Origin of the sequence: Roseovarius sp. D22-M7 (genome assembly GCF_037083785.1) — a bacterium.
Classification (GTDB): Bacteria; Pseudomonadota; Alphaproteobacteria; order Rhodobacterales; family Rhodobacteraceae; genus Roseovarius.
Window position 1 is genome coordinate 1 of the sequence record NZ_JBAPKY010000083.1, and the last position, 10,604, is coordinate 10,604.

At 61.4% G+C, this 10,604-nt stretch carries 11 protein-coding genes and 1 pseudogene; 1 reads left to right on the forward strand and 11 read right to left on the reverse strand.

Annotated features, from left to right (window positions below):
• The 5 genes from V8324_RS20075 to V8324_RS20095 form a co-directional block, all read right to left on the reverse strand.
• On the reverse strand, positions 1-382 hold a 382-nt coding region (locus V8324_RS20075), incomplete at its 3' end, for a transposase (protein ID WP_336421677.1).
• A gap of 447 nt (positions 383-829) precedes the next feature.
• Positions 830-1,849, reverse strand: coding sequence for a threonine aldolase family protein (locus tag V8324_RS20080; RefSeq protein ID WP_336421678.1), 1,020 nt, complete (start codon positions 1,847-1,849; stop codon positions 830-832).
• 386 nt (positions 1,850-2,235) lie between these two features.
• Positions 2,236-3,150 carry a nitronate monooxygenase gene (locus V8324_RS20085; protein WP_336421679.1) on the reverse strand — a complete coding sequence of 305 codons (915 nt, stop codon included), beginning with the start codon at positions 3,148-3,150 and terminating at the stop codon, positions 2,236-2,238.
• A gap of 21 nt (positions 3,151-3,171) precedes the next feature.
• Positions 3,172-3,828, reverse strand: a complete 657-nt coding sequence (locus V8324_RS20090; RefSeq protein ID WP_336421686.1) for a class I SAM-dependent methyltransferase — start codon at positions 3,826-3,828, stop codon at positions 3,172-3,174.
• 441 nt (positions 3,829-4,269) lie between these two features.
• A complete protein-coding gene (locus tag V8324_RS20095) occupies positions 4,270-4,827 on the reverse strand; it encodes a tyrosine-type recombinase/integrase (protein ID WP_336421687.1) in 558 nt (185 codons plus the stop codon).
• Between the two features lie 50 nt (positions 4,828-4,877).
• Between V8324_RS20095 and V8324_RS20100 the strand changes: the two genes are divergently transcribed.
• Positions 4,878-5,635, forward strand: a protein-coding gene (locus V8324_RS20100; RefSeq protein ID WP_336421680.1) for an IS5 family transposase whose coding sequence is annotated in 2 segments (ribosomal slippage) — positions 4,878-5,205 and positions 5,205-5,635 — 759 coding nt in all. Because the reading frame shifts where the segments join, the coding sequence is not laid out codon by codon here.
• Positions 5,636-5,983: 348 nt separating this feature from the next.
• Here V8324_RS20100 and V8324_RS20105 read toward each other — a convergent pair.
• From V8324_RS20105 to V8324_RS20130, 6 genes and pseudogenes are all read right to left on the reverse strand, one after another.
• Positions 5,984-7,984, reverse strand: a complete 2,001-nt coding sequence (locus V8324_RS20105) for a choice-of-anchor I family protein (protein WP_336421681.1) — start codon at positions 7,982-7,984, stop codon at positions 5,984-5,986.
• A gap of 183 nt (positions 7,985-8,167) precedes the next feature.
• Positions 8,168-8,335: pseudogene (locus V8324_RS20110) on the reverse strand (IS256 family transposase); the annotation flags it as partial.
• A 260-nt stretch (positions 8,336-8,595) separates the two neighbouring features.
• Positions 8,596-9,030 carry a hypothetical protein gene (locus V8324_RS20115; RefSeq protein WP_336421682.1) on the reverse strand — a complete coding sequence of 145 codons (435 nt, stop codon included), beginning with the start codon at positions 9,028-9,030 and terminating at the stop codon, positions 8,596-8,598.
• Positions 9,031-9,642, reverse strand: coding sequence for a hypothetical protein (locus V8324_RS20120; RefSeq protein WP_336421683.1), 612 nt, complete (start codon positions 9,640-9,642; stop codon positions 9,031-9,033).
• Positions 9,643-9,766: 124 nt separating this feature from the next.
• Positions 9,767-10,216 (reverse strand): hypothetical protein, encoded by a 450-nt coding sequence (locus V8324_RS20125; RefSeq protein ID WP_336421684.1) that lies wholly within the window; start codon positions 10,214-10,216, stop codon positions 9,767-9,769.
• A gap of 67 nt (positions 10,217-10,283) precedes the next feature.
• Positions 10,284-10,481, reverse strand: coding sequence for a DUF6538 domain-containing protein (locus V8324_RS20130; RefSeq protein WP_336421685.1), 198 nt, complete (start codon positions 10,479-10,481; stop codon positions 10,284-10,286).
• Between the last annotated feature and the right edge of the window lie 123 nt (positions 10,482-10,604).

Consider the following 10,604-nt stretch of genomic DNA (forward strand, 5'->3'; position numbering starts at 1 on the left):
TCTGAACAAAACCGGCGCAGGTCTTGCGGATCGCGGCACCGTTGTCGCGCCGGAAATCGGCAATCGTCTTGTGGTCCGGGATCAGCCGGCCCATCAACCACATTACCTCGACGTTGCGCCCGGCCTCCCGTTCCAGCGCGCGGCTGGACGGGACGCGGTTCAGATACCCGTAAATGAAAAGCTTCAGAAGGACTGACGGGTGATATCCCGGCCGTCCCGTCCGCGCATGCGACGCACGTGCGAAACCAAGATCAGCCAGATCAAGCTCGTCCACGAACAGATCAACAACCCTGACAAGACTGTGCTCGTCGATCCAGTCTTCCACACGGTCCGGAAACAGCATGACCTGATCCCGATCCACCCCTTCAATGAAACCCGACATAGAATGCCCCCGCTATCGCAGGAAGCCTACCACATCTTGGTGTTTTTACACAGCCTCGGCACATTCCCGGCATCCCGCGAAACCAACCTGTGCGGCTCCACAAACCACTGTTGGATCTTTGCTCGCAGGCGACGCCCATCGTTTCTGGCAAAGCCACCAGTCCACCGTGGAACGCGACCCAACATCATGTTATTAAGATTCTCTGGGTGGAGAAAATCATGACAGAGACTGCGCAAACCGAGATCGTTCGTAGCGGTTGGGCTGCACTTGCTTCCGGCGAGCTGGACAAGCTCGCGAGCGACTAAGCTGAGGACATGATCTTCGTGCTTCCCGGCCAGGACGACATTCTGGAAGGACGGTCTGCGTTTCGATCCGCTCTTGATAACGTCGGTCAGGCGCTTCCTCCCGGCTTTGACATCAACTCGATGACCTTCTGCACCGGTGAGCCTAAGCCAGGGTCTCGAAGGCGTCGAGAAGCGCACGGGCATCGTCTGTTCCAACATCAAGATGCGTCACGATCCGGATTTTCCGTTTGGCGACGACCGTCACTGTCACACCTTTCGCACGCAGATATTTAGCCGTCTCGACGGCGTCCGGAGCCGTTTCGGCAAGGGTCGCGATGACGATATTGGTTTCAACCGGTAGCACCTCGGAAATCGTCGGCAACTCCGACAGCTGCGCGCCAATCCTCCGGGCCAACGCATGGTCTTCGGCCAAGCGCTCCACATGGTGGTCGAGCGCGTAAAGACACATTGACGTCAACACGCCGGTCTGACGCATGGCTCCACCCCAGCGTCGCTTTAGAAGCCACGCCTCCTTGATGAAGTTCTTGCTGCCAGCGAGGACGGCTCCCACAGGGCATCCCAAGCCCTTGGTGAACGCGATCCATGCGCTGTCGAAGCCTCTGGCGTAATCAGCGGCCGCAATGCCCGTGGCGACTTGGGCATTCAGAATGCGCGCGCCGTCCAAATGCGTTGCAAGACCCGCGGTCTTTGCCACTTTGACCACGTCATTAATCTGGCTCAGTGGCCAAACCGCGCCGCCTGCGAGATTTGCGGTTTGCTCTGCGACAAGAAGGCGGCTTCGGGGCGCATGTGTCGAAGGCGGACGAATGTGGTTCGACAAGTCTTTGGGCGTCAACATGCCGCGCGCACCGTCCACGGGACACATCATGACGCCCGAGAGGGCTGCGGGCCCCCCGCTCTCCGCGAAAATGATGTGGCTTTCTCGAGTGCAGATAACCTCGTCGCCTGGTCGCGTATGCACGGCGATCGCAATCTCGTTGCACATGGTGCCCGAAGGCAGGAAAACCGCCGCTTCCATGCCAAGCATGCCAGCCACGCGTTCACAAAGCTTAACTGTCGGCGGGTCCGCGTCGTGCCGTTCATCGCCTAAAGGCGCGTCAAGCGCCGCTTCGCGCATCGGGCGCGTCGGTTTGGTCTGGGTGTCCGAATAGAACTCGCGCATGTGAATGAATGGTCCTTGATTTCTGCATTTGGCTTAATATAGCTCGCTTTTCTCTAAGGCGAGAGCGACCCCGCAGTCTGCACCGGGTGACTTCGCCGCTTCGGAGGTTCTGCGCGTGCAACGATTGGCTGCAACGACGGGCTGCAGCGCAGCGTGATCAGGGTCACTCGAACGGCGGTTGAGGGCCGAAGTTGACGCTATGGTCGATACCTGTCCCGGGTCCGTCATTCGAATGATGGGCTTCGCACCGAAATGCACCGCCGCGCGTCATCCCATATTTCGGCGACGATCTTCGCCGCGGGCATGATGCGCCGAACCGAGCCGACACCCTGCCCGCACCACATCGACATTTCGTCGACCCGGCCTTCTATCCCCGGCCGAGGCGTTTAGCATTCGTAGCGCAGGATTTCGGCGCCGCCCGGCCTCGTTCCGATGACTTCGTTTTCGCCCGGCCGGTCGCCCGGTGGCGGGCGTCCCGCGTCGCGCCACGCCTCAGAGGTGGGGTTCTTCAACGTCCGGTGCGGCGCTTTGGGCCAGTGGCCATCGTAAAGTTCGGCGTGCCATTCGGTGTCGGTCTCGGTGGCGGCGATCACCCTGGCCCTGAAGGTTTCGTGCATCTCGGCCTCATGGCTTGCCAGGAAACGCGTGCCAACCCAGACGCCCGCCGCGCCCAGCATCATGGCTGCGGCCATGCCTCGGCCGTCGGCAATGCCACCGGCGGCCAGGATGGGCACGTCGACCGCATCCGACACTGCCGGTATCAGCGCCATCGTCGAAACCTGTCCCCAGACATGACCCCCGGCCTCGTAGCCCTGCGCCACGATGATATCGGCGCCCGCCTCCTGCGCCATGCGTGCCTCGGCTGCGCTTCCGACGCTGGACAGGACCACCAGATCGGCTTCCTTTGCCGTAGCAATGGCGCCTGCGTCGTGCCCCCAGAAGAAGGAAACTGCATGGACCCGTTCCTCGATGCATGTCTGTAAGGCCTCTCTGTAATCCAGTGACATGTTGAGGTTGACCGCGAAGTTGCGGTTGGTCAGTTCCCTCGTGCGACGGATGCCATCGCGGACTTTGTCTGCCGGATCGCCCCAGAGCGGAATGACGCCGTAGCCTCCCGCATTGGAAACGGCAGCCACGAGTTCAGGCCCGGACGCACCGCCAAGAGGCGACGACAGGATGGGGATCTCGATCCCGAGGACGCGGCGAAGGTCGGGAGCCATGCGCATCTGTCTTCTCCTGTGATTTTTCCGGCTCAGACGGCCCGGACGGAAATCACGACGGCCGGCATCGGAACGGTCCATTCCGGCCCTTCACCATGGTTTTCAAGCACTCTGTCCACTACCGCGGCCCGGATGGCGCGCCCGTTCTCCTCGGGTTGAGGCCGTAGAAGGGCACCGCCCCGGGCCGTTCCGTCGCGGAAAAAGTCGAAGGCAAGACCCGGATCGTCCACCTGCCAATGGGAGGCGACGACCTCGCAGCGGAGCGCCCCGAAGCCCGCAGATCGAAGCACCGGATAGGCGATGTCCGGGTCTGCGTAGTCGTTGGCTCCGGGCCCGGGAGGCAAGGTGATATCCGGCGATCCAAGGGGTCCCGATCGCCCCGAAGACGTAGCCGAAGGCGCCGTCCACCTCGGGACCGCACCAGGTCGAAAAGGCGATCCGCCCACCCGGTCGCAGGACCCGGCGCGCCTGTGCAATGACGCGGCGCGGTTGGGGAACGTGCGGCATACCGAAGCCGATCGTCACCGCATCAAAGCTGGCATCCGGGAACGAAAGCCTCATCGCGTCGCCATGGACGAACTGCAACCCGGGCACCGCAGCCCTTGCAAGCTCGAGCATGGCAGCGGAGAAATCGAGGCCGGTCACCCGCGCTCCGGCCGCGACAAGGGCCGCCGAGACGTTCCCGTGCCCGCAGCAGAGATCGAGCGCATCCGTGTCCGGTCCCGCATTCACGGCGGCGACGAGGTGCGGAACGACCATGTCAGAGGCTTTCGAGAACTCGCTCGCATAGGCACGGGCGACCCCGGGTTCCGACCATTCCCGCTTTTCCAACTCCGCAAAGGCTTTTGTATCTCCCACGACTCCCACCTTCCGTTCTGGCGCGAACCGACTTCTGTTCGGCGCCGCGAGGTTCTTTGTGGGAGATTAACACAGTTTCTCGCAATGAGCCGACAGGCCTGGCACACGGCGGGCTTCATGTCACAGGATCTGTTCGATGCCGACCATACTTGGCGGTATGATCAACGCTTATCTTGGCCGACGTTGATCGCCCTCTGCAGAAGGAGAGTCCCTTCCTTTCGTCCTTCGAAGGCGCCCGCATCGTAGTCGCCGCGAATATCGGCTTTGATGGGTTGCGCTGCGGCGGAGCGCGCCAGGATCAAAAAGCAGCTGAGGGCCGTCCGCGCAGGACGGCCCTGCCGGTCAGATCTCCACCGCCTCGGATATCGCCAGTGCGTCTTCCAATTCGACACGGAGATAACGGACAGTGTTGTCCATCTTCGTATGACCCAGTAACAATTGCACGGCCCGGAGATTCCCGGTCTTGCGATAAATCTGGGCGACTTTGGTGCGGCGCATCGAATGCGTGCCGTACGAGCTCGGCTCGAGGCCGATTGAGGTCACCCATTCCCTGACCAAGCGGGCATATTGCCGCATCGAGATGTGGCGCCGTTCATGGAAACGCCCGGGCCAGAGGTGCTCTGACCCGACCATCATCGGATCGTCGAGCCAGGCAACCAGCGATCTCCGCGTTCCCTCTGCGATCTCGAAGCGAACGGATTGGCGAGTCTTGCTCTGAGTGATCGACCTCCGTTCCTTGACCTCGCCAGCGGCGTAGATGTCCGAGACGTTCAGCTTGACGAGACCACAGCCGCGGAGCGTGCTGTCGATGGCGAGGTTGAAAAGCGCAAGATCGCGGATGCGCCCTGCCATCTCGAGACGCACACGGATCGCCCAGACGTGCTTAGGCTCTGGACCCATTGATTTCAGATGGGCAGCGTGATTCACGGCACCGAAAACGGAGCGGTGACATGTCTGATCTCTTCTGGCTGAGTGACGCGCAGTTGGCGCGTTTGGAGCCCTATTTTCCAAAGTCCCACGGCAAGCCGAGGGTCGATGACCGCAGGGTGCTGAGCGGCATTATCTTCATCAACCGCAATGGTTTACGCTGGCGCGATGCGCCTGCGGCATACGGTCCGCACAAGACGCTCTACAATCGATGGAAGCGATGGAGTGACAAGGGCGTCTTCGCCCGGATCATGGCCGGCCTGGCCGCAGAGCACCGCGAAAAGAAGACCGTCCTGATCGACGCGACCTATCTCGAGGCACACCGCACGGCGACCAGCATGGGCGTGAAAACGGGGGGCGCGGGCGCCTGATCGGTCGCACCAAGGGCGGCATGAACACCAGGCTGCATGCCATTTGCGACAGCCAGGGACGGCCGATCAGCCTTTTCGTTACCGCCGGACATGTCAGCGACTACATCGGAGCGCAAGCCATGCTGGGCAGTCTGCCGGATGTCGACTGGCTGCTTGGGGACCGCGGCTATGACGCCGATTGGTTCAGAGAAGGGTTGGAAGACAAAGGGATACGCGCCTGCATCCCGGGCCGCAACCAGCGGAAGACCACCGTGAAACACGACAAGCGTCGCTACAAGCGGCGCCACCGGATCGAGATCATGTTCGGCAGGCTCAAGGACTGGCGGCGTGTCGCAACTCGGTATGACAGGTGCCCCAAGGTCTTCCTCTCGGCGATCGCGCTCGCCGCGACTGTCATCTATTGGTTATGAGTCCAGACCCTAGGCATGAGCGGTCGCTTCTGGCCGATGATACGGCCCCTGTTCCAGACTGGGCGGCAAGCACGAATGGCGGGAAGATTGGCAGCTGGCATGACGTTTTCCTCCGTTCCGCCGCACGCCACCTCATCGCCGACGCCGTGTCGGCGCCCCATCATACCATGCCGCGCTGCCGCAGGTTTGGTTCGAGCCCTAACCGCCTCTTGCCGCGCTGCGTGGATCGGTCAGAATTGTAAGGCAAACGATTGATCGCTTAAACTGCGGAGAAGTCGCCTTCGCCGCGCAATAAGAAGCGGTGGGATGCTTGTCCCACCGCCTTCACCCATCGTTGTCTCGAAACATTTAGAACAGGAAATCACCTTCCGTCAGCGATGTGTTTCCAAATCCCTTCAGGTTCACTTCGATGCTGTCGCCAAAGTCGCCATAATCGATCAAGAACTCTTTCCTGCCGGTCTTCGTGATAGTTAGATCGTCGAAGCTCAGGCCCGCCGCGGTCATGTCGATCACATCGTCGCGCCGGAAGTCCTTGATGACATCGTTGCCGGAGAAGAAGTTGAACTCGAAAACGTCCGCGCCGAAACCACCGGTCAGGATATCGTTGCCAAAGCCGCCGTCGATCACATCGTCGCCCAGACCACCGCGGACGATGTCGTCATGGCCGCCTGCATCGATTTCGTCATCACCTGCTCGCCCGAATATCTTGTCGCTGCCAATGCTGCCGGTAAGCACGTCATCGCGGAAACCGCCCTTGATCTTCTCGCCGAAGGGCAGGTCGAAGACAGCTGTCGAGCCGGATACCTCGTAGGCGACTGCGATCTGCGCTTCGCCGGTGGCACTGTCCTCGGGGGCGATGAACTCGATAATCTCCGGGCTGACATTGCCTGTCGCGCGCCCGTCGATGAAATCGAGGAACTTCGCGTCGTCGGGATCGGAGATGTCATAGATCATCACCTCGCCCGTGCGCTCGAGGCCGATGAAGGCAAGCGTCGTGTCGCCGATCTGACCGATCTCGATGGCTTCCGGCTCCGGGCCCTTTGCGTCGGAGCGGTTGTCCACTTCGCCGTCCGGGTTCGGGCTGATGATCTCACCATCGTCATTGTTGAACCGCTCGGGCGCGAAGACCGACAGAAGCTGCTCGAATTGCGCGCCGCTGTCGAAAACAACATTGCCGTCCAGATCGAAGATCGTGAAGGACCGCGAGCCATACGCATGCATGGTCTCGATTTCACCGTCATCGTTCACGCCATCAAATATAGAGATGTTCAGGCGATCCAGCCCGTCACCCGGCAGGCTGTCCAGATACGCCTCGAGCTCTGCTGTAAAGCTCACGCTGACAGTGTCTCCCGTCTCGGGGTTGGTGTATGCGACCTCGCCCTCACGGATATCGCCAATCCGCGCCGCATCGCCGATCGGCCCAAGTTCGACCTCGTCCCAGTCACCGCGATCATCACCTTCGTTCGCGGTCAGAAAGTAGGTCTCCCGGTCAATCTCTGTGGCCGCAATCGCGTCCGGCATTCGCATCCCGACGAGATTTTCATAGGTGCGGATATCGATCAGCCCATCGTCATTTGCATCGAGCGGAATGACCGAGTGATCCTGTGTGCCAAGGGGAATGATCTTGTCCCAGGACTTACTCTCGATATCGAAAACGCCGACCGCAGCGGCCTCTTGCAGCGTGACGAAGAGCTTGCCGCCTGCCTCGGCGATGTATTCCGGCTCCAGGTCGACAAGCGGGCTGATGCCCGGAAAGATCCGCACCCCGTCGGGTATCTCGACCCCCTCGAAGCCAACGGTCGTGACGCTGAAATCGGACAGGTCGATCACGGATATGGAGCCGGCCGGATTTGTCCCCTCATTCGGCTCGCCTGGCTCTCCCGCCTCCCCTTCATTGGCGCTGAACGCGTATTTCCCGTCCTGCGAGAAGGTCACCATGTCAGGCAGGTTGCCGACCGGAACTGCAGTCGGCGGCGCGGTAAGCTCGTTCACGTCATAAAAGACCACCCAGCCCTCGACATCGTTGCTCTGCTGGAAGTCGAAGGTCGTCGAAACGGCGGCAGCGATCAGGTCGTTCTTGACCGCCACGGACTGTACGCCCTCATACCCGGGCAACCCGCTCAAATCGACATCCTCGACAAGCGCGCCCGTGGCGGCGTCAATGACGTCAATCTTGTCCTCTTCTCCGTTTGTCACGTAAAGCAGCCCGTCCTGCGCCTGAACAACTTCGGAGCCGCCTTCCTGCCCCGTCTCGTACAGAGCCGCGAGTGACGGGCCGAAATCCAACTCCTTCGGAAAAAAACCCAACCTGTCAAAAAATGAAAATAGTCCCATCGTGATCTCCTGCACCTTGCATTAGCGATAAGGGGCAACAGACCGACTGGGCACATCAAATACAACGACATGAAACCGGATACAGCCTACCCACTGCACGCCCCCGCAGACTGAAGTCCACTCACATCATGACGGTCGAGTGACAGTTCCTTGAAAGTTTTCTAAAGCCAAGCCGTGAGTACCAAAATGACGACACACACGCTGAACGTCCCGCAGGGGCGAACGCGCACCCTTAGCCGCGCCCGGCTTCGTCTCCACCTCGGCTTCCATGATCCGGCCGGCCGCGAGGGCCAGCATCGCGCGCACCAGATCGCCATCGGCCTGCTGTTCAACCAGCTCGAGCCGTGCCATTCTCTCATCGGTCATCGTCATCTCAATCCTTGGTTTCGAGTGTCGCAACCCGACCCTTTGCCGAAGATCGACGGTGGCGACCGGAGTCACCACCGGCNAATCCTTGGTTTCGAGTGTCGCAACCCGACCCTTTGCCGAAGATCGACGGTGGCGACCGGAGTCACCACCGGCCGCGCGCTGCGCTACGCCGGGGGCTCCGCGCGCGGCCTCATACACCAATCGTTGGGACACTGCCGCATCTGGGGGCCGCGTGGGCCTTGCTCATGGGGGTGTCTTCATCCTTCATCGCTGGCCCTACCCCCGTGCTGCACGTTGCCGACGATAGCTTGCCCGCCGTCTGAGACGTCCATACGCTTCACCACCACCGTCCGCTTGCCACCCGTGCGGTGCTTTCGTTGGGCCTCGACCTGCACGGCGAATGTCCGGGCGAGCTTGTTAAAGCCGGTATAATGCGCCTGCACTTGCGGAATGGTATCGGCATGGGCTAGCCATCTGGATGACCGGGTTGTCGCAACATGCGTTGCAGCCATCTGCTCCGCCAGCATGCGCTCGACCGCGTCGCGCGGGGCCATGTCGCGGATGATGGACAGCATGAATACCCGTTCATTATTCCCGGGGTGGTCGTCATTGACGTCGTTCGATTTCAGGGCCTTCAGGCAATGGCTCAGGAGAACCTCGGCCTGCATGTCATTGTTGCTCCAGCCAGTCATTCAGGTCATCGACGCTGTCGAACCGGGGCGCAGGTCCGAGGAAATTCCGGCACCCACAGGCCTTGATGAAAACCGCGTCCGAATGCGGCGTCGCCATTGTCGCCCGGACCAATGGCGCTCCCAATGGCGATCATCGCGACATAGTGCAGCTTGCATTCGACGCCGAGCCATTTTGCGCCATTGGTTCGAGCAGAAGGGCGAGTGATCACGCCAGGTGCCTCGCCGAAATCCACCCGGGCGTGACCCGGCGGGTGCGACAGCGGCCCGGAACCCCTCGCGGCGCCGGCGTTTCCTCTCCCGCACGTAGCCGGTCACGATGGTGATGCCGCCGGTGACCCCGTGCTCGTCGCGCAGCCTCTCGTGGATCCGCTTCGCCGTGTGCCGCTGCGTCTTCAGCCGGTCTTTGTCGTCCTCCGGGATCTGGTCGATGGTCCGAACGAAGGGATCGAGCTTCGGCCGCACCGGCGGCCTCATTCGCCGACAGCCCGGGGGCACCGAGTGCTTCAGGATCTTCGCGACCGTCTTCCGGTCGATCCCGAACACCCGCGCCGCCTCGCTCTTGCTCATCCCCTCGACATGGCACGCCCGGCATACCCGGTTGTACAGTTCCACAGAATACATCTCCCCACCCTCGGCTCGTTCGCCTCGGGTGTCAGACCGCGGAATTTTGCTCCGCGACGCTCAGATCATCCAACCGAGTCCGCTGTCCATTCTGTCTCCGGGGTTCACAGATTCGCTATGACCGGATCTTCGCGTGTTGTTCTGCTTCGCATGAAACCCGCCTTCGTCCGAGTTTCGACATACTCGCGCCAGGGCTTCGAAAGGCTGACCGGCGCAGCGGCGTTGTCGCGGGCTGAGCGTTCTTGATGATCGGCGCGCTAGGTATGCCGCTGAAATCGCCCTCGTCGCGCTCTGCCAACCGTTCCAGCGCCTTCGGAGCTGCACTGCAAAGGGCACGGGCAATCACGCGCCATTCGTCGCTGCCGGGTGCTGCGTCAAGATTGCGCGCGGCGCAGAAACGCTCGATCTGGTGACCTACCAATTCGGCCAGCACGGCATTATCCGCCTTGCCAGCAATCGCCTCGCGCAGTTGCTGCACCGGAAAATCATCAATGCCCACTGACGGCCATCGCGGGGCATTGCGCAGCACGTCATCGAAGGCCAACCGGTGCGTGTAAGGGCTCATGGCGATCTGATCAGGTGCCGGAGGATAGTGCATGGGACGAGGCTGGGCGCGCCCTGCCCCCGGCCTTTTACGCGGCAAGGGCGATCTTGTGTTGAAGCTGTGCCACGGCATCGGGTAGCAACTTGAGCGCCGCCTGTCTGTAGTCGCCATCCAACGGTCTGCGCAGCTCCGTCTTGTCGACGATCCTGCGCAGGTCTTTCGGCACCACCAGCCGGGCATGGTAACGCCCGCTGCGGTTCACCATGTTCGCGACCTTGCCTGCCATGTCGATGAGCCTTTGCAACCAAATCTGTAGTATCCGTTTTGATCAAGGGTGGATTTCGGTCCATTTCCGGTTGTCGCGGATCAGGGCGTTTGCGAGGACGATTAGCTTGCGCATCACCGCCGT

Coding starts and splice junctions, on each gene's coding strand:
- V8324_RS20080 (WP_336421678.1), bottom strand. CDS start 1,849: ATGCGCGAGTTCTATTCGGACACCCAGACCAAACCGACGCGCCCGATG.
- V8324_RS20085 (WP_336421679.1), bottom strand. CDS start 3,150: ATGGACCGTTCCGATGCCGGCCGTCGTGATTTCCGTCCGGGCCGTCTG.
- V8324_RS20090 (WP_336421686.1), bottom strand. CDS start 3,828: ATGGTCGTTCCGCACCTCGTCGCCGCCGTGAATGCGGGACCGGACACG.
- V8324_RS20095 (WP_336421687.1), bottom strand. CDS start 4,827: ATGGGTCCAGAGCCTAAGCACGTCTGGGCGATCCGTGTGCGTCTCGAG.
- V8324_RS20115 (WP_336421682.1), bottom strand. CDS start 9,030: ATGACTGGCTGGAGCAACAATGACATGCAGGCCGAGGTTCTCCTGAGC.
- V8324_RS20125 (WP_336421684.1), bottom strand. CDS start 10,216: ATGAGCCCTTACACGCACCGGTTGGCCTTCGATGACGTGCTGCGCAAT.
- V8324_RS20130 (WP_336421685.1), bottom strand. CDS start 10,481: ATGGCAGGCAAGGTCGCGAACATGGTGAACCGCAGCGGGCGTTACCAT.